The organism is Pseudomonas fluorescens, from assembly GCF_001708445.1.
Taxonomy (GTDB): Bacteria; Pseudomonadota; Gammaproteobacteria; order Pseudomonadales; family Pseudomonadaceae; genus Aquipseudomonas; species Aquipseudomonas gorinensis.
Genome location: NZ_CP015637.1, coordinates 5,519,847 through 5,540,955, shown reverse-complemented (window position 1 = coordinate 5,540,955; position 21,109 = coordinate 5,519,847). Strand labels below are relative to the sequence as shown.

Here is a 21,109-nt window from a genome sequence, read left to right as displayed (position 1 = left end):
AGTGAACAAGTGGTGGATTCCAGCTATTACAGCTCTGGCTTTGCTCGGCGGCTGCTCCAGCGTGCAGCGCGGTTCCATTCCCGTGGTGGACTCGAGCACGGCCGTTTCCAATAACGACCGGATCTCGGCCAATGGCGGGTTCCGTCAGACCGTGACCAAGCGCCCGGTACAAGCCGCAACCCAGGCCGTCCCACAGGATTCGGGCGTGGTGGTGATGGTGCCAGGTGCCGGCGCGGCAACGGCGGCACCGATCAGCGCGGAACCTTGGACGCCTGGCCCAAGTACGTCGGGGCCGATTGATTCCACGCCGATCCAAACGGCACCGATCAACCAAGGCACCTACAACATGCCTTCGACGCCAAGCGGTATTCCGTCGTCCTCGAGCGCTGGCGGCCTGTCCGCTGACGAGCAACTGGATGGCCCGGTGCTGGCGTTGCTGACCACCGCGCAACAGCAACAGGCCGGTGGCGACCTGAATGGCGCATCGTCGAGCCTCGAGCGTGCCCAGCGCGTAGCGCCACGCGAACCGCAAGTGCTGTATCGCCTGGCCCAGGTACGCATGGCCCAGGGCGATGCACCGCAAGCCGAGCAGTTCGCCCGTCGTGGCCTCACCCTGGCGAACGGTCGTCCTGACCTGCAAGCCAGCCTGTGGGCCTTGATCGGTGATGCTCGTGCCGCACAAGGTGATGCTGCCGGCGCTGCGCAGGCTCGGCAAAAAGCCAAGGTCAGCCTCTGATGGATGCGCGTTTTCCAGCAATTGCCGAACAGTTATTGCTGATTGAGCGCGAATTGCGCACGCAGGGATGGTGGGACGAAAAGTCCCCCAGTGCTGAGGCTCTGAGCAGTGTCGAGCCCTTTTCGGTGGATACGCTGGACTTTCACCAGTGGCTGCAATGGATCTTCCTGGTGCGCATGAAGCAGATCCTCGAGCAGGATCTGCCATTGCCCAATGCATCAGGGATCCTGGAGATGGCGGAGATGGTTTACGCCGATCGCCCGCTTGAGAGCCTTGGCTTGCGCAATGCGCTGAAAAAGTTCGACCAATTGATCGTCGACGCTCGTTAATTGCATGGCTGCCGGCTTTTCCGGCAGTCTTGCGCACATTTCTACCGCTTGACGACATTCAGGCGAGTTTTATCCCTCCTCAAAGGCCTTTCTTCTGCGTTCTCATGCGCTTAGTTGGAAAAAAGCGCAATTATTGCTTGACTTGAAGGGCCTGAAACAGAAGAATCCAAAGTCCGCTGTATCGGGACTGCCAGAAGCAGGCCCGCTCAGCAGATCATGAGGCGCACATCCGCGCCGACCTGTTACACCCGCAACGCGTTACCTCGCGCTGGGTGGGAAAAGCCCGCAACACTTGGGACGATCCCAATACTTGCTCAGTCAGTGCTGACGTAGTCGGCGACCACCGTCGCTCATGCTCTGTTGAGAAGTAAACCTATTAAGACCCGTCGGTTTTCAACGGACGGTATTCTGGCGTTTTAGAGGTGAACAACGTGGAGCTTTTATCTGGCGGTGAGATGCTCGTCCGCTTTTTGCGTGACGAAGGCGTCGACTATATCTACGGGTACCCAGGTGGTGCTCTGCTGCATGTCTACGACGCACTGTTCAAGGAGCCGGCTGTTACCCACATCCTGGTCCGCCACGAACAGGCTGCGACCCATATGGCTGACGGTTATGCCCGTGCCACCGGTAAAGCCGGCGTGGTACTGGTCACATCCGGCCCAGGCGCAACCAATGCCATTACCGGCATTGCGACTGCTTATATGGACTCCATCCCGATGGTGATCATTTCCGGCCAGGTCGCTAGCACCATGGTTGGTACCGATGCATTCCAGGAAACCGACATGATCGGTATCTCCCGGCCGATCGTGAAACACAGCTTCATGATCAAGCATGCTTCGGAAATCCCGGAAGTCATGAAGAAGGCCTTCTACCTCGCGCAGTCCGGTCGCCCGGGTCCTGTGGTGGTCGATATCCCGAAAGACATGACCAACCCGGCTGAGAAATTCGAATACGTATTCCCCAAGAAAGCCAAGCTGCGCTCCTACAGCCCGGCTGTTCGTGGGCACTCGGGGCAAATTCGCAAGGCGGCAGAAATGCTCCTGGCGGCCAAGCGCCCTGTGCTTTACTCGGGCGGTGGCGTGATCCTGGGCGGCGGTTCTGCACCGCTGACCGAACTGGCCAAGCTGCTTAACCTGCCGGTCACCAACACCCTGATGGGCCTCGGCGCATTCCCGGGAACGGACCGTCAGTTCGTCGGTATGCTCGGCATGCACGGCAGCTACACCGCCAACCTTGCCATGCACCACGCCGACGTGATCCTGGCCGTGGGCGCGCGGTTCGATGACCGTGTGATCAATGGCGCGAGCAAATTCTGCCCGAACGCCAAGATCATCCATATCGACATCGATCCGGCGTCCATCTCCAAGACCATCAAGGCCGACGTGCCGATCGTGGGACCTGTAGAGAGCGTGTTGACCGAAATGGTCGCCGCGCTCAAGGACATCGGCGAAACGCCAAACAAGGAGTCGGTTGCCAGCTGGTGGAAGCAGATCGACGAATGGCGCGGTGATCGTGGCTTGTTCCCTTACGACAAGGGCGACGGTAGCATCATCAAGCCACAAACCGTGATCGAGACCCTGTGCGAAGTGACCAAGGGCGACGCCTTTGTGACCTCCGATGTGGGCCAGCACCAGATGTTCGCCGCGCAGTACTACAAGTTCGACAAGCCCAATCGTTGGATCAACTCCGGTGGCCTGGGCACGATGGGCTTTGGTTTTCCTGCGGCCATGGGTGTGAAATTGAGCTTCCCGGAGACTGACGTCGCGTGCGTCACCGGTGAAGGCAGTATCCAGATGAACATTCAGGAACTGTCGACGTGCCTGCAGTATGGTCTTCCGGTGAAGATTGTCTGCCTGAACAACGGCGTGCTGGGCATGGTTCGTCAGTGGCAGGACATGAGTTACAACAGCCGTCACTCCCATTCCTACATGGAATCGCTGCCGGATTTTGTCAAATTGGTTGAAGCCTATGGCCACGTCGGCATGCGCATCACTGACTTGAAAGATCTGAAGCCGAAAATGGAAGAGGCGTTCGCCATGAAAGATCGTCTGGTGTTCATCGATATTCAGGTGGATACCAGTGAGCACGTCTACCCGATGCAGATCAAAGACGGCTCTATGCGCGACATGTGGCTGAACAAGACGGAGCGTACTTAATCATGCGGCATATTATCTCCCTGCTTCTGGAGAACGAACCCGGCGCTCTGTCTCGTGTTGTCGGTCTGTTTTCGCAACGCAACTACAACATCGAAAGCCTGACCGTGGCGCCGACCGAGGACCCGACCCTGTCGCGCCTGACGTTGACCACCGTTGGCCACGATGAGGTGATCGAGCAGATCACCAAGAACCTCAACAAGCTGATCGAAGTGGTCAAGCTGGTCGACCTGTCGGAAAGTGCCCACATCGAGCGCGAGCTGATGCTGGTTAAAGTCAAGGCTACGGGTGCTCAACGTGCCGAGATCAAGCGGACTACCGACATTTATCGCGGGCAGATCGTCGATGTGAGCGCCAGCGTTTATACCGTTCAACTGACCGGTACGAGCGACAAACTGGATAGCTTCATCCAGTCGATCGGGACGGCCTCGATTCTGGAAACCGTACGCAGTGGTGTCACCGGGATTGCCCGTGGCGACAAAGTACTCAGCATCTAACCCAAATTAGTGAATGGCCTCACGGCCTGGATATATAGAGGAACCTCATGAAAGTTTATTACGATAAAGATTGTGACCTGTCGATCATCCAGGGCAAGAAAGTCGCCATCATTGGCTACGGTTCCCAAGGTCACGCCCAGGCGTGCAACCTGAAAGATTCCGGCGTTGACGTGACTGTTGGCCTGCGTAAAGGCTCGGCCACTGTTGCCAAGGCTGAAGCCCACGGCCTGAAAGTGACCGACGTTGCTTCCGCTGTTGCGGCTGCCGACCTGGTCATGATCCTGACCCCGGACGAGTTCCAGTCCGCGCTGTACAAGAACGAAATCGAGCCGAACATCAAGAAGGGCGCCACCCTGGCCTTCTCCCACGGCTTCGCGATTCACTACAACCAAGTCGTGCCACGCGCCGACCTGGACGTGATCATGATCGCGCCGAAAGCACCGGGTCACACTGTGCGTTCCGAGTTCGTCAAAGGTGGCGGTATCCCTGACCTGATCGCTATCTACCAGGACGCCTCGGGCAATGCCAAAAACGTTGCGCTGTCCTACGCTGCTGGTGTGGGTGGCGGTCGTACCGGCATCATCGAAACCACTTTCAAGGACGAGACTGAAACCGACCTGTTCGGCGAACAAGCCGTTCTGTGCGGCGGTACCGTTGAGCTGGTCAAGGCTGGTTTCGAAACGCTGGTTGAAGCTGGCTACGCGCCGGAAATGGCCTACTTCGAATGCCTGCACGAACTGAAGCTGATCGTTGACCTCATGTACGAAGGCGGTATCGCCAACATGAACTACTCGATCTCCAACAACGCTGAGTACGGCGAATACGTGACTGGTCCGGAAGTGATTAACGCCGAGTCCCGTCAGGCTATGCGTAACGCCCTGAAACGTATTCAGGACGGCGAATACGCCAAAATGTTCATCAGCGAAGGTGCCACCGGCTACCCTTCGATGACCGCCAAGCGTCGTAACAATGCCGCTCACGGTATTGAAGTCATCGGCGAGCAACTGCGCTCCATGATGCCGTGGATCGGTGCCAACAAGATCGTCGACAAAGCCAAGAACTAAGTCGTACGCATCAAGGGAAAACGCGGCTTAGGCCGCGTTTTTTCGTTTGGGAGCCTGGTTCTGGTATAAAGCTGCATCGTTTGCGGGCGAACACTCGCCGCAAGTATTTGTCGAATTTTTTCACACCGTTGCAAGGTAAAGTCCATGAGCGAACGTCCCGAAGAGCCAAGCCAGGCTTCTGACGCCGAAAGCCTGCTACCGATCGATGAGCATGTCGAAGAAGGGCATGACGCTGAAGGCCGCAAGGTCCGGCATCGTGGCATCTATCTTCTGCCCAACCTGTTCACCACGGCGAACCTGTTTGCCGGTTTCTATTCCATCATCAACTCCATGAGTGCCCAAAGCGCCCTGGCTGCTGGTGATGCCGCAAGTGCGAGCAAATACTTCGGTTTTGCCGCCATCGCAATCTTCGTGGCCATGGTGCTCGACGGCCTGGATGGGCGCGTGGCCCGTATGACCAATACCCAAAGTGCCTTCGGTGCCGAGTATGACTCGCTGTCGGACATGGTGGCCTTTGGCGTCGCTCCGGCGTTGCTGGCGTTCGCTTGGGCGCTGGGCGATATGGGCAAGGTCGGCTGGATGGTTGCTTTCATCTATGTTGCTGGGGCTGCGTTGCGTCTGGCGCGTTTCAATACCCAGGTCGGTAAGGCTGACAAGCGTTACTTCATTGGCTTGGCCAGCCCTGCTGCTGCCGGTGTCGTGGCGGGTATCGTCTGGGCGTTCAGTGACTACGGTATCCAGGGGTCGAAGATGTCGTTCCTGGTGGCCTTGATGGTTGCGGCGGCCGGCATGCTGATGGTCAGTAACATCAAGTACAACAGCTTCAAGGAGTTCGACCTGAAGGGGAGGGTGCCTTTCGTTGCGATTCTGGTGGTGGTGCTGGTGTTTGCGGTCGTCTTCAGTGATCCGCCGCGTATCCTGCTGCTGGCGTTCCTTGTCTATGCGGCCTCCGGCCCGATTCAGTATCTGCTGCATCTGCGTCGGGACAAAACGTTGCCTTAATGTAATTTCCCCCATACTCCGCAGTCTATTGGTGCATCAGTTCTCCAATGCTGCGGAGTTGCCATGTTAATCAAATTGCCTAAAGCGTCCGATTGCCACGAATCGGATGTCACGCCTGAGTCTTTCTACCTATCCCGCCGCAGCTTGCTCGGTGGTGCGCTGGCGGGTGTTGCTGCCAGTAGCCTGCCGCGTTGGGCGAGTGCTGGCGAACCCGCGCGTTATGCCGATGTCGAGCCGGGTAAGGCTCCAGGTTGGTTTGCCGAGAAACTGACTGCTACGAAATGGCAGGCGGTGACGGTAAAGGACGAGGCTATCACCCCGTTCAAGGATGCGACCCACTACAACAACTTCTATGAGTTCGGTACGGATAAGGGGGATCCAGCATCCAATGCGGGGTCACTCAAGACTGAGCCCTGGAGTGTTGTGATTGATGGCGAGGTCGCGAAGCCTGGGCGTTATGCCCTGGAAGACTTCATGAAGCCTTACCTGTTGGAAGAGCGTATCTATCGTCTGCGCTGTGTCGAGGCGTGGTCGATGGTCATTCCATGGATTGGCTTTCCTATATCTGCTTTGCTCAAACAGGTTGAGCCAACCTCCAGGGCCAAGTACATCCGCTTTGAAACGCTCCAGGACCCCAAGAGCATGCCGGGGCAGCGTTCAAGTTTCGCCTTGATCGACTGGCCCTATGTCGAAGGGCTACGCCTGGATGAGGCAATGAATCCGTTGGCGATCCTTGCGGTGGGGATGTATGGACGAGAATTGCCCAATCAGAATGGCGCGCCCTTGCGTCTGGTGGTGCCGTGGAAATATGGTTTCAAGAGCGTGAAGTCCATTGTGCGAATCAGCCTGGTGAGCGAGCAGCCCAAGACCACGTGGCAGAGCATCGCGTCAGACGAATATGGGTTCTATGCGAATGTGAACCCTACAGTCGACCATCCTCGGTGGACGCAAGCGCGGGAGCGTCGTCTGCCGAGTGGCTTGTTCAGTCCGAATGTGCGCGAGACGCAGATGTTCAATGGTTACTCGGATGAGGTCGCCTCTTTATATACCGGCCTCGATTTACGGAAGAACTACTGATGCGTTATCCGATTTGGCGCATCGGCGTATTCCTGTCCATCATGGTGTGGCCCCTGTTCTGGCTATATGAAGCATGGAGCTTTGCTCTGGGGCCGGATCCAGGGAAAGTGCTGGTTGATCGGTTGGGGTTAGGGACCTTGATCCTGCTGCTGATCACGCTCGCAATGACGCCGTTGCAGAAGTTGAGCGGTTGGGCGGGATGGATAGTCGTACGCCGCCAGCTGGGGTTGTGGTGTTTTGCTTATGTAGTGCTGCACCTGGCAGCGTATTGCGTATTTGTCCTGGGCCTTGATTGGTCGCAGTTGGGTGTGGAGTTGCGCAAGCGGCCTTACATTATTGTAGGTGCGTTGGGGTTCCTCTCTCTGCTGATGCTGGCAGTTACTTCGAATCGCTATAGTCAACGCCGGCTAGGTAGTCGTTGGAAGAAGCTGCATCGCCTTGTGTACGTGATTCTCGGGCTCGGCTTACTACACATGCTGTGGATTGTACGGGCCGATCTGAAAGAGTGGTCTATCTATGCGGCTATTGGCGCGTTGCTTCTCGTATTGCGGATACCGCCAGTAGCCCGTCGAATTCCCCGCCTTATTGCGAAAAAAGCACCTTCTGCGACAAAAGCGTAATTAACGCTTGACGGCAGATTCTGGAAGTCTATAATTCGCCCCACTTCCGGCGCAGTCGAAACGGAAAACTCCTTGGTAAACAAAGAGTTACGCAAGATTCGACTGAAGTGCGCCCCAAAAGCTGGACAGCTGTTGGTTAGGCTACAGCGGACCGGGTCCTGTACGCTACAGGGCTCAGTCCGCCAAGCTTCACTTTGATTCGCTTATGGTTGTAGTAATGGATGTACTCATCCAGCCCCGCTTGCAACTGCTCCACGCTTTCAAAGCTTTCCCGATAGTAGAACTCTGACTTCAGCGTGCCGAAGAAACTCTCCATTGTGGCGTTGTCATGGCAGTTTCCTTTGCGTGACATGCTTTGCTCCAGCCCTGCTTTTTCTAGCCTCTCCCGGTACTTTGGATATCGATAGTGCCAGCCTTGATCTGAATGCAGCATTGGCTTGCCGCCCTCAGGTAAGCCTTCAATAGCTTTTTCCAGCATCTCGCCCACCAAGGCATATTGGGGACGTATTGCCGTCTGATAGGCCACGATTTCTCCGTTGTACAAGTCCAAAACTGGGGACAAGTACAGCTTTTTGCCGGCCACTTTGAACTCGGTGACATCCGTCACCCATTTCTGATTCGGTTGCTCAGCCTCGAACTGACGAGCCAAGGTGTTGGGCGACACTTCGCCCATCGGCCCTTTATACGACCTGTATTTCTTAGGCCGCACCGTGCATTTCAGACCCAGCTCCCCCATCAGTCGTCGTACCGTTTTACCGTTGATCAGCGATCTTTCTTTACGTAGTTCTAGCGTCATCCGACGGTAACCAAAGCGGCCCTTATGCTCGTTTTGGATGGTCTGGATAGAAGCTTTGATCGAGGAAAGTCGGTCCGCAACGCCCATCGCCTTGAGTTGGTAGTAGTACGTACTTCGCGCAAGGCTCACTAGCTTGAGCAAGTCACGCAAGGGAAAGTGTTGCTTAAGCTCACTGACTAATCGGGCTTTTTCTTCTGTTCTTTCTCCCGCCTCATCACCGCCTCGCCTAACTCCCCAAGCTTTTTTAGATAAGCGTTCTCCATCCGTAGGTATTGGAGCTCATCAAGTAACGTCTTGTGCTCAGGCTCAGGGCTGGTGAGTGGGGCAGCGGTTTTGCGTGGTTTAGCAGGTGGTTTAGGCATAGCGGTGCTCAGTCCTCTTTTCCCTGACTCCAGGGCTTCAATACCGCCACTGTAATACTGCTGTTGCCATCTGCCCACCTGAGTGGAATCCCCCAAGTTGAAAAGCGCCGCTGCGCGGCGCAAGGAAAGGGAGTCATCCCACATGCACCGTAGAACAGAGAACTTGAACAAGGCACTGTAACGCTGGCCGGTACTGCTCAAGCTGGCCTCACCGTGTAATCGATAAGCCTCGACCCAACGACGAAGCAAGGTGGGGTCCATTTGAAATTGAGCGGCGACCCGGCGAAACCCTCGGCCTCGCTCAAGGAAAGCGGTGATGGCAGATAGCTTGAACTGCGTGGTGTACTTGCTCATGAAAACGCCCCAGAAATTGGATGGGTGTCCAACTTCTGGGGCGCACTTCACTCCGCTATCGGGGGCAAGCCCCCTCCCACAGGTTGATTGCATTTCAGATTAACGCGGGTGAAGCCATTCAATCCGCGATCACCACGATCGACACCCGACGATTTTCAGTGCGTCCCGCCGCCGTGTCGTTGGACACCACCGGCTCGCTGCTGCCCAGGCCGCGCAATTGGATGTTTTGTTCTTTCATGCCCACGCCGGTCAGCACGGTCGCCACGCTTTTGGCACGGCGCAGGGACAGTTGCTGGTTGTAGGTTTCCTTGCCCGAGGCGTCGGTATGGCCGTCGATGCGCACACGTTCGATGCCGACGCCCAGCAGGGCCTTGCCGATGCGTTGGACGATCTCAGTGCTGGCGGGGTTGAGGCTCTCGACGTCGCTGCCAAACAGGACTTTGCCAGACAGGCCAAACGCCCAGCCTTCGTCGGTCAGTGCGAAGCCTTGTTGCTTGAGCACGGCGATCTGCGCCGGGGTCAGCCCTTTGGGTGGGGCGGTCTGGCACCCACTCAGGGCCAGCAGCGCCACGAACAAGGTGATAAACAGAACGCGTACAGTCGAGAACAAGGGACTAACTCCTGTGATGAACATTGACGGCGGGGCGCTCCGGCTCCGCTGTTTGCTGGCCGCCCTGGGACAAGCGCTTGGCCTGGTACATCGCCGCGTCGGCGGCGTTGAGCAGGGCACCTGGGGTGGCGCCATGCTCGGGATAAATGGCGATGCCGATACTGAGTGAGGTCAAGACCTGGGTATTGCCCGGTACCGGGATCGGTATGTCCATGCTGGCAATGATTTTATCGGCGATGCGCTCGGCGTCTTCCAGCTTGTGCAGCGGCGAGAGCAGGATAGCGAACTCATCGCCGCCCAGGCGCGCCACCAGGTCGTCCTCACGCAATTGCGCACGCACACGCTTGGCGACGGCGACAAGCACGGCATCCCCTGCGGCATGCCCAAAGCTGTCATTGATCTCTTTGAAGCGGTCACTGTCGAGGTAAAGCACTGCCACCTGCTCCTTGCTCTTGGCCGCACTGCGCAGCGCACGAATCAGGCGGCCCTCAAAGAATGCCCGGTTGGGCAAGCCGGTCAGGCTGTCGTGGTTGGCCTGGTGGGCAAGGGTTTCGTTTTCGCTTTGCAGGTGGGACTGCCAGGCCTCCATCTCGCCGAGCAGGGCGTTGAAGTCGTTGCCCAAACTGTCAAGTTCGGCGATTTGTGCCGGTGGTACGCGGCGGTCGAAGTCGCGCTCCATACGGGCGGCGTGTGCCACTGCCGCGAGGCTGTGCAATGGACCGGTAATGCCCCGTAACAGGCGTCGCGCCAAATGCAGGGCGACCCAAGCGCTCAGTACGGTGCAAATCAAAATCCCGGCCAGACCGCTGAGCAGGAAACGCAACAGGCTACCGCCATGACCCGTCAGGTGAATGCTGCCAACGGTTCGCCCCTGGTGGATGATGGGTTGGCTGATGGGCTGTTCAAGCAGGGCGTGGGCCAGTTGCAGCTCGACCTTGGACAACATCCCTGTTTCCGGGCGTACCCATTGCGCCAACAGCCTGCCGTTGGCGTTGAAGACTTCAGCCTGGGCCACCTCTTCGGTGGACGCGATCAGGCTAAGGGCTTCGGTCGCCGCCGCGCTGTCGTTGAACACCACTGCGGCTTCTACGGTGTAGTTGATCGAGCGCGCGATCAAATGCAGGTTGTGTTCAGCGTACACTCGCAGCGCCAGCACACCGAGCAGGGTCAGCGACACACTGGCCAGGATCACCGCCACCAATGCCAGGATCAAGTGCCCCCTGCCAATCACGGAACGCAGGGTCGGGCGTACTTTGACGGCTGTCATGGCGCGGCTGCTCGGCGGCGGGACAGTTGCAGCACACTGGGGTGAATGCGCACGCCGCTGCGTGCAACGGAGTCGAGGTTGACCTCGAACGACACCTGCTCGTCCTCCACTCGCAAACAGAACAGGCTGCCCACGGTGCACTGGTCGCCCCCCTCGCTGATGCTGAGCACCGGGTGGCCGCTGAGCGAGGCAAACAATTGGCTGCGTTCATCGGCGCTGAGTTTGCCGATGTACACGGCGTCGCAGGCATTGACGATATCGGGATGGTCGGCCAACAGCCGCCGCACCACTACCGGACGGCCGGTGGCCTGGGTGGTGCCCTTGACCAGGTCGTCGGTGTATTGGGTCGGCCCGACGATGCACAGGCGCAGTTGCGCGGGCTCCACCGGCCAGCGTGCGTAACTGAGGATGCCGAGCACCACCTGGGTGACCGCCTCGGCGCGTTGATCCGCCGGACTGGGAGCCTGGGCAAAGGCCTGCGGGGCGAGCACGCACAGAAGCGCCACAAGTAACAGGCGTCTCCAGTTGAAACGACGCTCTGTGGGCGAGACGGCCACGTTCATGCAGCGATTCTCTAAGGTGTTTTCGGGGTGATGCCGCAACGATAGCACAGCGGCGGAAAATCCCGCGAAGAGGGGCCTTCGCGGGGGTGGCTATTTTTTCAGAAAACTCAAACGTCTGAATCAGAAATATTGCATGACCTATCAGTCAGTTTTTTCAGCCTCGTGCCCCAGTTCCAGCATCAACCCACTCAAGCGCTTGACCTTGCGTCGCACGGCTTCCTCAAACACGCCGCCGCGGGGTTCGATCAAGCTGAACCAACGCTTGGCGCGGGTGATGCCGGTGTAGATCAGCTCTTTGGTGAGCACCGGGTTGAGTGCCTCGGGCAGGATCAAGGCGGTGTGAGTGAATTCAGAGCCCTGGGATTTGTGCACGGTCATGGCATACACGGTTTCCACATCGTTCAGGCGGCTGGGTAGTACAAAACGCACACCGCCCTGGCCATCGTTCCGTGGGAAGGCGACACGCAGTACCTGAGGGCCACCGTCGCTTTCGGGCAGTTTCAGGGCAATGCCAATATCGCCGTTCATCAGGCCCAGGCCATAGTCATTACGGGTCATAAGTACCGGGCGGCCTTCGTACCATTGCTCGTCACCTTCGATCAGCCGCACTTTGCGCAAGGCGGCGGTGATGCGCAGGTTCAGCCCCTCCACTCCCCAGGGGCCTTTACGCACGGCACATAGCAACTGGAAGGCGTCGAAGGCTTGCAGCAGTTGCTGCGCCCAGTGGGTCCAGGCGTGATCTTCCCGCGGGGTGTCGAAGGACGGGCGCGCCGATTGCAGCAGGTTCAGATAATAGCGATAGCCTTCGGCGCCATCGCCCTGCCCGTCCAGCACCAGCCGCTCCAGAGCGTGGTCGTGCTCACCTTTGAGGCTGACGCAGAATAGGTCGTTGTGGCTGCGGGCGGCCAACAGCTGGCGGGCCTCTTCGGCGTTTTGCTGGTTGACCCAGCGCGCCAGTTGGCCAATACCGCTGCCTTCGCCAAAGCGTCGCGAGTAACGCAGCATCACCACTTGCTGGGCCAGGGGATGGTCGCCATCGAGGTCTTCCTGCAAGCCACTGGCGCTGAGGTCCTCGCCGCTGACGGCTTGCAACCATTGGCGGGTTTCTGGGCTGTACCAGCCAGCCTCGGCGTCGCGGCACAGGTCACCGAGGACGGCGCCGGCCTCCACCGAGGCGAGCTGGTCCTTGTCGCCCAACAACACCAGGCGCGCATGGGGCGGCAATGCGTCGAGCAGGTTGGCCATCATTTCCAGGTCGATCATCGAGGCCTCGTCCACCACCAATACATCAAGCGGCAGCGGGTTGCCCTGGTGATGACGGAAATGCCGCGTGCCCGGTCGACTGCCGAGCAAGCGGTGAACCGTGGTGACCTGGGTCGGGATCTTTTCCCGCACGCTGTCAGGCACTTTCAGTGACAGCACTTGTTGGCTGATCGATTCGGTCAAACGTGCGGCCGCCTTGCCGGTAGGCGCAGCCAAGCGAATGCGCAGGGGCGTGCCGCTTTCCACGGCCGGCGCCTGCAACAAGGCCAGCAGACGCACCACGGTGGTGGTCTTGCCAGTGCCGGGGCCACCGGTAACGATGCTGAATGCACCACGGGTGGCCAGGGCGCAGGCAAGCTTTTGCCAGTCGATCATGCCTTCCGGCACGGGTTGGTCGAACAGGCCATTCAAGCGCTGGGGCAAATCGGCGGCGACGGTTTCTGCGGTCGCCAGACGCAGGCGCAGGGCCGTATCGATGCGCCGCTCGTAGGCCCAGTAGCGCCGCAGGTACAGGCGCTTGCCGGACAGCACCAACGGACGACTCTGTGCTGCCTCGCTGCCATCCACCGCGAGGGCGACCAGTGGACTCGCGGCCAGGGTATGGCACCAATGGGCACCGTCCAGGCCGTCGAGCAGTTGCGAAGGCAGCAACATGGCGCCGGCTTGCAGGTCGCCTTCGGGCGGCAATGACAGGGCGAAGTCCGGTGCCTTGAGGGTTTCGAACAGGTCCAGGCACACGTGACCATGGCCCAGTTGGTGGCTGGTCAGCGCCGCCGCCAGCAACACCAGGGGATCGGCGTGCGGGTCGAGCTCGTACAGGAAACCGACAAAGGCTTTGTCCAACGCGCGCAGCCAGCCGCGGTCAACCCAACGCTCCAGCAGTTGCACCAGGTCAGCGGCGCGGTTGAGGGGGGCCAAGGCCTCCAGCGGTAACGACGACAGGCTCATAGCAACACTCCTTGTTCCCAGGCGGGTTCGGCCTTGGGCGGTATCGATTGACCTTGGAAGAGCAAATCCAGGCCCTCGATCAGCTCCCGTGGAGGACGGGTGAAGTACGCCCCCTGGCTGGCGGCCTGACTGCCGCGCAAGAACAGGTAGAGCGCGCCACCGACATGGCGGTCGTAGTCGTAGCCCGGCAGGCGCGCCTTGAGCTGGCGGTGCAGGGCCAGCAGGTAAAGTACATACTGCAAGTCATACCGATGTTCGAGGATCGACAGCTCCATGGCCGCGTGGGTGTAGGCGGAGTCGTCGGGGCCGAGCCAGTTGGATTTGTAATCCGCCACGTAGTAGCGGCCGTCATGCTCGAACGTCAGGTCGATAAAGCCTTTGAACATGCCATTGAGCAGGACCGGCTCGGCGGCAACCCGCGAGACGCCATTGTGGGTGTACTGGCACACCAGCTTATCGAGGGCGAGCACGTCGACTTTATGACTGGCGAACCAGAACTCCATTTCGACCTGGTATTGCTGCAGGCCGCTGAGCGTGACCTGGTCGTTGTGCAACGGCAGCGCTGTTTGCAACAGGTGGCTCAGCCAACCGCTGAGGGTGACGATCCAGCCTTCCCAGTTACGTCGATTGCAACGCGCGCCCACGGCTTTTTCGATCGCCTCCGACGTCACGTTGAAGCCCTCCTCGCCCGCCCACTCCAACAGGCCATGGAGGAAGGTCCCTGGATTCGGACCACGTGGGAAACGGTGAATGTCGCCGCCGGACGCCGCCACTTCACGCGGTGCATCAGGGTCGAGACGTTCGTCGTCGAACAGCTTCTGGGCTTGTGGGCTTTCCGGCGCTTCGAGGCTGGCGGCGCTCATGCTGTCACCGATGCGCAAGGCGCTGTAGGACGCGATCCACCAGTTTTCCGCCGCCTTGCGTTTGGGTAACAAGGGGGGGAGCAGCGTGGCTTCGTTGCGCGGCGGATGAAACACGCTGTCTTGCGCTTCGGGTACGTGGGTGTAGTGGATGGCGGGGCAGCCTTCCTGCAGATCCAGCAGCCAGCGCGCCAGGCCAGCAGATTCGCCCAGGGACGCGCCCGCGCCCAGCAAATAACCCAGCGCCGAAAGGTGCAGCACAGAGCTGCTGCTATTGCCGCGCTTGAGGTCGGCAATGCCCAGCCAGCAGGCGTGTTTGGCCCGGGTCAGGGCCACGTAGAACAAGCGCAGGTCTTCGGCCAGGCGCTCGTCATCGGCTTGGGCGATCAACGCGGCCGTCGGGCGCAGGCTGACCTGGGACTTGCCGTTTTCATCGTGGTAATGCAGCGGCAAGCGACTGCCATCCACCGGTTTGGCCGAACAGATAAATGGCAGGAATACCAGGTCGTATTCCAGCCCCTTGGACTTGTGGATGGTCACCACCTTGACCAGTTGCTCATCGCTTTCCAGGCGCAGGATCTGTTCTTCACCTGCTTGGCCGGAGAGCGCCAGGTGTTCGGCCAGATGACGGATCAAGGCCTGTTCGCCGTCCAATTCAGACGCCGCTTGTTGCAGCAACTCACTGAGGTGCAACAGGTTGGTCAGTACTCGCTCGCCATCGCTGCGGGCCATCAGGGTTTGCGGCAATTTGAAGTCATGGAGCAGGCGCCGCAGCATCGGCAGCACGCCCTGGGTACGCCAGATCGTACGGTAGCCGCGGAACTGCATGACGCGGCTTTCCCACGCCAGCTCGTCCTGGTTCAGACGTTCCAGTTCAGGCAGTGACAGGTTCAAGGTGACGCAGGCCAGCGCGGCGCGCAACGGACGCTCGACGTCGGGCTCGGCACAGGCCTTGAGCCAGGCCAACAGATCATGGGCTTCCTGGGCGGCGAACACGGAGTCCTTGTCGGACAGGTAGACACTGCGCACACCACGGGCGGCTAATTCGCCGCGCACGGCTTGGGCCTCCTTGCCGTCGCGCACCAGAATGGCGATAGCTGAAGGCAGCACGCCGTTAACGCTGCCGTCTTCTTGCAGGAAACCCGCGTGACCTTGCTGCCCAGCGTTGAGCAGTTCAACAATCTGTGTGGCGCAGGCAGCGGCAAGTTGCTGGCGATAAACCACATTGGAAATCGGCTGATCGGTGGGCAGATGCCAGAGCGTCATCGCCGGCAGCGTTTGGCCATCGACCTGCAATTGCTCCTTGCGCCCCTGGGACAACACCGGCTGGAACGGCACCGGGTTTTCGCCATCCGGCCCGCGGAACAGGAACGCGCCGCGGCCTTTTTCGGCGCGCTGGAACACATGGTTCACCGCCTCGACCATCGCATGGCTGGAGCGGAAGTTGGTGCCCAGGGTGTGGTGACGACCAGTGGTGGATTGGCGGGCGCGCAGGTACGTGTAGATATCCGCGCCACGGAACGCGTAGATCGCCTGCTTGGGGTCGCCGATCAGGAACAGGCCACTGTCGAGGTGGTTTTCTTCGATGCGGTAGATGCTGTCGAAGATGCTGTATTGCACCGGGTCGGTGTCCTGGAACTCATCGATCAGGGCGACCGGAAACTGCTCGCGGATCACACTGGCAAGACGCTCGCCACCGTCTGATTGCAAGGCGGCATTGAGGCGGATCAGCATGTCGTCGAAGCCCATTTCGGCACGGCGGCGTTTTTCGTCTTCGAAGCGCTTGCCGACCCAGCCAGCGGCGTGTTGCAACACGGCGGCATCGGGGGTTGGCAACGCATCGAGGGCGGCTTTGAGGCCGACCATGGCGTCGATACCCGGGTGGTGCGGCGGATCCCCCTTCCAGGCTTCGGCCATGCCATCGGGGGTCAGACGCGTGAAGCCGGTGCCGATATCCAGTTGTTCGAGGGTTTCATCCGCGGCCCAGGCGCTGATTTTTTCGAACCAGGGTTCGAAGTAGCGGGCTTGCATCTTGCGACCATCGACAGCTTTGGCGGCGACGGCTTGCAGGCAGATGTCGCGCAACTCGGCGGCCCATTGTGGCCAGGGCGCTTTAAGCGCAACAAGGGCTGCTCGACGCTCTTGCAGGCAGGCGTTGATCAGTTCGGCGGGCTCACGATGCTCATCAGTGGGCCGCTCGCTGCCGAACAACGCACGTACTCGCGGCATCAGCGCTGCCGGCCCGCCCCAGTTGTTGCGCACCCAGTTGAGCGCATCGTCGTGCATCGGGTAGCAGAACAGCCGCCAATAGTCGCGCAGCACTTCGCCGAGCAGGTCGCTATGGTCGGTTTCCAGGGTCTGGGTGAACAGGCTGCCACTGTCGAACGCATGTTCGCGCAGCATGCGCTGGCACCAACTGTGGATGGTCGAGACCGCCGCTTCGTCCATCCATTGCGCGGCGATATCCAGGCGATTGGCACACGCGGGCCATTGTTCGGGCAGATAGTGCTCGCGCAGCTCAGCGATCAGCGCATCCGGTTGTTTGATTTCATCGCGGAAGAACCGCGCCGCTTCGGCCAGGCGGATACGGATGCGTTCGCGCAGCTCCTTGGTGGCGGCGTCGGTGAAGGTCACAACGAGGATTTGCGGGGGCAGCAGTTCGCGGCCGAAGCCTGACTCGTCACCACCGTGGCCGAGTACCAGGCGCAGGTACAGGGCGGAGATGGTGAAGGTCTTGCCGGTACCGGCACTGGCTTCGATCAACTGGCTGCCTTTTAGCGGGAATGCCAAGGCCAAGGGTTTGCTGCTCATGCGCCGACCTCCTCGCTGTTCAGGGATCGCCAAGGGGCGTTGAGCAAGGGCCGATACAAGGTTTCACACCACCCTTCGAATTCTTCGCTGGCCATCAGGGCGGCGTAGTCGGGGAATTGACGGGTGAGTGCCGGGGTTTCGCGACGTTCGCCATCGGTGGTCAGGCCGTCACCTTCGTAGGCTTTGCTGGCGGCAGCGTGAGCTTTGGCCGGGTCGGTTTGGCCAAGCCAGGCGAAGGCGGTTTTGACCGCGATGGGCAAGGGTTTGCTCATGCCGATATGCCAGGCGAGCAACAGGTCGCCGAGGATGCCCTGGGCGCTGGATTTTTCCAGCGGAGCCAGCAGCAGGGTGTCATCACTGGCCACCAACCCGGTGCTCAATGGCAGACCGCAGGCGCAGGCGACCACGTGATTGACCCATGGGCGAATCAGGCGGTGCCACTTGCGCGTCTTGATCGAACCGATGCTGTTGGGGATGGTGGTGACGCTTAACAACCCGCCATCACTGCGTCGATGCAGGCCGCTGATCCAGCCTTCCAGCTGAATACCCTGATGCTCGAAACTGATCGGTTCAGCACCGGTGTGCGGGGTTGGCCAGAGGGCTAGAAGCTGTTGGTAGCGGCGTAACAAGTCAGGCAAAGGTTCGATCAGTTCGTTACGCAGACGCTCGCCGAACCCGACCATCGGCAGCAGGCCACTGCCTTGCAGGCGCAGGGCCTGGGCGTTGAGGGCCTGGTCGAAGTGATCGGGCTGGCTTAATGCGGCATTGAGCAGGCTGTCGCTCAGACTGTAGCGTTGCAGTGCGTCGAGGACGAAGGGTTCTTCATCGGCCAGCGGGACTTCGGCGGCTTCGAAAAAAACTTTCAGCCGTTGGCTGAAGAAATGTTTGACCGGGTTGCGAAGGAAGTCCTGCAGTTGGCCCAGGCTCAGGGGCTCTTCCTGCCGATGGGCCGCCAATGCCGCCGTGTCAGGGGTGGCCTCCGCGGCCTCGTGCAGCAGCTGCCACTCACGGGCGTAGCTGAACAACGGGTCTCCTTCGTGAAAATACCGGGCGCTAAAGGGCTGGAGCGGATGTTCCTGGGTCATCGCCTCAATAAGTGGCTGTGCAATATTGGCGTTATGCCAGCCACTGGCGATGTGGTCGCGCAGTTGGCCAATCAACACCGATGCAGGGCGATCGCTATTGTCGCGGATGCTGCGCCCGACCCAACTGATGTAGAGCTGGTCGCGCGCGGACAGCAGGGCTTCAAGCAGCAGGTAGCGGTCATCTTCGCGGCGTGAACGGTCGCCAGGGCGATAATCGCTGCCCATCAAGTCGAAATCCAATGGCGGTTGCGCGCGCGGGTAGTCACCGTCGTTCATACCGAGCAGGCAGACGAGCTTGAATGGGATCGCGCGCATGGGCATCAGGGTACAAAAATTGACAGCTCCGGCGAGAAAGCGCTGTGAGAGGCGGCCCTGATCCAGACCGGCCAGCCATGCCTCACGAACGACAGTGAGCGGTAACTCGTCCTGCAGGCCCACGGACTCACAGGTTTCCAGCCAGGTTTCCCGCAGCTGTTCGAGCTGGCCCAGCAGGTAGTCGTCGTGCTCGCTGCCAGGCAGGAAGAATAGTTGCATCAAGCGTTGTAGACGCTCGCCCCATGCTTGAGGAGCAGCAGGTTGAGACAAGGCTTGATGGGCATCGCTCAGGGCATCGAGCAAGGCCACCAGTGGGCCAATCAAGGCAGCGTCGAGGCCGCCGATTTCGTCATAAGGTTCGATACCGTCGCAAGCGGTGCCGGTGCCGACGGCGTAGCCCAGGAGCATGCGGCGCAAGCCGAAGCGCCAACTGTTTTGCTCCAGCTCATGGGGTAGACCCAGGCCGGCGCGTTGCTCGGCGTTGAGTCCCCAACGGATACCGGCCCCTTCGATCCAGCGGTGCAACGTGGGCAGGTCGCGTTCTTTGATAGCGAAACGTTCACGCAGGGCCGGGACGTCGAGCAGGTCGAGAATCTCGCTGACGGGGAAGCGGCTGTCTGGCAACTTGAGCAGATGCTCGACGGCGATCAACAACGGGTCGCGGCCGCGTTGTCCTTGGTCGGTGAGGGTGAAGGGGATGAAGCGTGGATCACTTCGTTCCAACTGGCCGAATACGGCGCGAATGTGCGGCGCATAGCTGTCGACGTCGGGGACCATGACGATGATGTCCCGAGGACGTAGGGTGGGATCGGCGCTGAAGCGTTGAAGCAGTTGGTCGTGGAGAATTTCCACTTCGCGCTGGGCACTATGGGCGATATGGAAGCGGATTGACGTATCGCGCTGCAGGTCGACGGCGGGCCAGAGATCGCGGGTTTCATTGAGCGGGCGCAGTTCGAGAATGTCGTCCTGGAGCTGGTTGAGCAATGTGGTGGGCTCGGTCTCGCTGAACAGGTCGATTCGGCCATCGCGGAAGGCGGCTCGGTAACTGTTGGGATCATCGTAACTGTCCAACAGGCTGATGTAGTCGCGGCCTTGTTTGCCCCATGCGGCCAGTAATGGATGGGCATGTTGGTGCAGGGACTGCGGGTCGATGGTCACCGGCATACCGGCCTTGCGCGCCTGGCGTTTGTATTCGTTACGCAGCAAGTCTTTGTCAGCGACGATGTCAGACCAATGATGGCGGCAGGGGTTATGCACGCACAGCAGGACCTGGCTGAAGCGGGCCAGGCCGGCAAGGGCTTCCAGTGCCTGCGCAGGCAAGGATGAAATGCCGAAAACAATGACTCGGGAAGGCAGGCCTGGGGGGGCTTGTTTCAGGCTATTGATGCGCTCGATAAATCGCTGGTGGACGCCGGCACGGCTTTGGGCCATGCCCTCCTCCCCGACATCCAACAGCAGCGCGCGCCATAATTCGGCTTGCCAGCAGTTGGCCGGGTTCAGGGGTTTGGTTTCACCGCGACCATTACGTAACTGATGACGGCCCGCGACCCAATCTTCCAGCCAGTCAGCACGGTAGACCTGATACTGGTCGAACAGGTCGGCCAGACGTTCGGCGAGTTGGTAGCGTTTACGCAGGTCCGTGTCGTGAGTCAGGAAGCGTTGCAGGGGCTCGAAGTGCGGTTGATCAATGAGCTCCGGGAGCAGGCGCATCAGGCGCCAGGTCAGCGGGGCTTTGTCGAGCAGGGACTTGGGCGGAATTTCGTCACGGCCAAGGACCATCCGATAAAGTTGCCACATGAAGCTACCCGGCAGTTGCACATCAATGGCCGCCGCGATGCCGCAGCCCCCCATATCGTCATCTTCCGGATCTTCAGCCAGGGCTAATTTGAGCCATTGGGCGATGCCATTGCTTTGCACCAAGGCGATTTCGTTTTCCAAGGGTGCCAGTGGATATCGTCGCATCCAACTGACCACCAGGCTGCGCAGTTCGTCCAGGCGGTTGCCGTGAACCACCATGAATCCAGCGCTGAGGGACGTCGAGTCCGGCATAACGGCTTCCTTGGGAAAAGCAAAAATCGAGGGAGGGACTTTAGCACTGTGGGCAAATATTGGCGGTATCGGGATGCAAGAAGCGGGGGGTTTGGAGTGGGTTCGGTGTGCCCGACGGTGCGCGTCAGCGTTATCGTCCTGCATGAGCACGCTTGCGCCTGCGCTTTTCGACCGCCCAAAACAAAACCCCATCTGCTTTCGCAAATGGGGTTTCGGAATTTAATCTTGACGATGACCTACTCTCACATGGGGAAACCCCACACTACCATCGGCGATGCATCGTTTCACTACGCCACAGTCAGTCTACTTACCACAGTCAATCTGCTGGCCACAGTCAGCCGGCTCACC

General features: G+C 59.7%; 15 protein-coding genes. 8 read left to right on the top strand and 7 right to left on the bottom strand.

What is annotated here, in order from left to right; genetic code table 11:
- The first annotated feature begins 1 nt into the window (after window position 1).
- From A7317_RS24700 to msrQ, 8 genes are all read left to right on the top strand, one after another.
- Complete coding sequence (locus tag A7317_RS24700) at window positions 2-736, top strand: tetratricopeptide repeat protein (RefSeq protein WP_024077408.1); 735 nt, start codon at window positions 2-4, stop codon at window positions 734-736.
- Window positions 736-1,065: a YqcC family protein gene (locus tag A7317_RS24695; RefSeq protein ID WP_024077407.1), complete on the top strand. Its 330-nt coding sequence runs from the start codon at window positions 736-738 to the stop codon at window positions 1,063-1,065. Before A7317_RS24700 ends, A7317_RS24695 begins: the two co-directional genes overlap by 1 nt.
- A gap of 431 nt (window positions 1,066-1,496) precedes the next feature.
- Entirely contained in the window at window positions 1,497-3,221 is a 1,725-nt protein-coding gene (locus A7317_RS24690; protein ID WP_041161297.1) for an acetolactate synthase 3 large subunit, read from the top strand.
- Window positions 3,222-3,223: 2 nt separating this feature from the next.
- Window positions 3,224-3,715: an acetolactate synthase small subunit gene (gene ilvN / locus A7317_RS24685; protein WP_003176102.1), complete on the top strand. Its 492-nt coding sequence runs from the start codon at window positions 3,224-3,226 to the stop codon at window positions 3,713-3,715.
- Between the two features lie 47 nt (window positions 3,716-3,762).
- Window positions 3,763-4,779 carry a ketol-acid reductoisomerase gene (gene ilvC, locus A7317_RS24680; RefSeq protein WP_003176099.1) on the top strand — a complete coding sequence of 339 codons (1,017 nt, stop codon included), beginning with the start codon at window positions 3,763-3,765 and terminating at the stop codon, window positions 4,777-4,779.
- A gap of 144 nt (window positions 4,780-4,923) precedes the next feature.
- Window positions 4,924-5,781: a CDP-diacylglycerol--serine O-phosphatidyltransferase gene (gene pssA, locus A7317_RS24675; protein ID WP_024077405.1), complete on the top strand. Its 858-nt coding sequence runs from the start codon at window positions 4,924-4,926 to the stop codon at window positions 5,779-5,781.
- A gap of 63 nt (window positions 5,782-5,844) precedes the next feature.
- Window positions 5,845-6,858, top strand: coding sequence for a protein-methionine-sulfoxide reductase catalytic subunit MsrP (msrP, locus tag A7317_RS24670; protein ID WP_069077017.1), 1,014 nt, complete (start codon window positions 5,845-5,847; stop codon window positions 6,856-6,858).
- Window positions 6,858-7,478, top strand: a complete 621-nt coding sequence (gene msrQ / locus A7317_RS24665) for a protein-methionine-sulfoxide reductase heme-binding subunit MsrQ (RefSeq protein ID WP_024077403.1) — start codon at window positions 6,858-6,860, stop codon at window positions 7,476-7,478. Before msrP ends, msrQ begins: the two co-directional genes overlap by 1 nt.
- A gap of 136 nt (window positions 7,479-7,614) precedes the next feature.
- Here the strand turns inward: msrQ and A7317_RS30320 are convergent.
- From A7317_RS30320 to recC, 7 genes are all read right to left on the bottom strand, one after another.
- Window positions 7,615-8,990, bottom strand: a protein-coding gene (locus A7317_RS30320) for an IS3 family transposase (protein ID WP_420492573.1) whose coding sequence is annotated in 2 segments (ribosomal slippage) — window positions 7,615-8,496 and window positions 8,499-8,990 — 1,374 coding nt in all. Because the reading frame shifts where the segments join, the coding sequence is not laid out codon by codon here.
- Window positions 8,991-9,108: 118 nt separating this feature from the next.
- Window positions 9,109-9,600 carry an OmpA family protein gene (locus tag A7317_RS24650; protein ID WP_069077016.1) on the bottom strand — a complete coding sequence of 164 codons (492 nt, stop codon included), beginning with the start codon at window positions 9,598-9,600 and terminating at the stop codon, window positions 9,109-9,111.
- 4 nt (window positions 9,601-9,604) lie between these two features.
- Window positions 9,605-10,867: a diguanylate cyclase domain-containing protein gene (locus A7317_RS24645; RefSeq protein WP_024077398.1), complete on the bottom strand. Its 1,263-nt coding sequence runs from the start codon at window positions 10,865-10,867 to the stop codon at window positions 9,605-9,607.
- A complete protein-coding gene (locus A7317_RS24640; protein ID WP_024077399.1) occupies window positions 10,864-11,430 on the bottom strand; it encodes a YfiR family protein in 567 nt (188 codons plus the stop codon). The genes A7317_RS24645 and A7317_RS24640 overlap by 4 nt, the downstream gene beginning before the upstream one ends.
- Before the next feature lie 141 nt (window positions 11,431-11,571).
- On the bottom strand, window positions 11,572-13,641 hold the full coding sequence (recD, locus tag A7317_RS24635; RefSeq protein ID WP_069077015.1) for an exodeoxyribonuclease V subunit alpha: 2,070 nt from the start codon (window positions 13,639-13,641) through the stop codon (window positions 11,572-11,574).
- The gene (gene recB / locus A7317_RS24630) at window positions 13,638-17,312 is read right to left on the bottom strand and encodes an exodeoxyribonuclease V subunit beta (RefSeq protein WP_069077014.1); all 3,675 of its coding nucleotides are present in this window, start codon (window positions 17,310-17,312) and stop codon (window positions 13,638-13,640) included. The genes recD and recB overlap by 4 nt, the downstream gene beginning before the upstream one ends.
- Window positions 17,309-20,761, bottom strand: coding sequence for an exodeoxyribonuclease V subunit gamma (gene recC / locus A7317_RS24625; protein WP_069077013.1), 3,453 nt, complete (start codon window positions 20,759-20,761; stop codon window positions 17,309-17,311). Before recC ends, recB begins: the two co-directional genes overlap by 4 nt.
- Window positions 20,762-21,109: the final 348 nt, after the last annotated feature.

Excerpts from the sequence above, each read along its gene's own strand:
- A7317_RS24640 (WP_024077399.1), bottom strand. The coding sequence starts at position 11,430 with ATGAACGTGGCCGTCTCGCCCACAGAGCGTCGTTTCAACTGGAGACGC.
- recC (WP_069077013.1), bottom strand. The coding sequence starts at position 20,761 with ATGCCGGACTCGACGTCCCTCAGCGCTGGATTCATGGTGGTTCACGGC.
- msrP (WP_069077017.1), top strand. The coding sequence starts at position 5,845 with ATGTTAATCAAATTGCCTAAAGCGTCCGATTGCCACGAATCGGATGTC.
- ilvN (WP_003176102.1), top strand. The coding sequence starts at position 3,224 with ATGCGGCATATTATCTCCCTGCTTCTGGAGAACGAACCCGGCGCTCTG.
- msrQ (WP_024077403.1), top strand. The coding sequence starts at position 6,858 with ATGCGTTATCCGATTTGGCGCATCGGCGTATTCCTGTCCATCATGGTG.
- recB (WP_069077014.1), bottom strand. The coding sequence starts at position 17,312 with ATGAGCAGCAAACCCTTGGCCTTGGCATTCCCGCTAAAAGGCAGCCAG.
- A7317_RS24695 (WP_024077407.1), top strand. The coding sequence starts at position 736 with ATGGATGCGCGTTTTCCAGCAATTGCCGAACAGTTATTGCTGATTGAG.
- recD (WP_069077015.1), bottom strand. The coding sequence starts at position 13,641 with ATGAGCCTGTCGTCGTTACCGCTGGAGGCCTTGGCCCCCCTCAACCGC.
- ilvC (WP_003176099.1), top strand. The coding sequence starts at position 3,763 with ATGAAAGTTTATTACGATAAAGATTGTGACCTGTCGATCATCCAGGGC.
- A7317_RS24645 (WP_024077398.1), bottom strand. The coding sequence starts at position 10,867 with ATGACAGCCGTCAAAGTACGCCCGACCCTGCGTTCCGTGATTGGCAGG.
- pssA (WP_024077405.1), top strand. The coding sequence starts at position 4,924 with ATGAGCGAACGTCCCGAAGAGCCAAGCCAGGCTTCTGACGCCGAAAGC.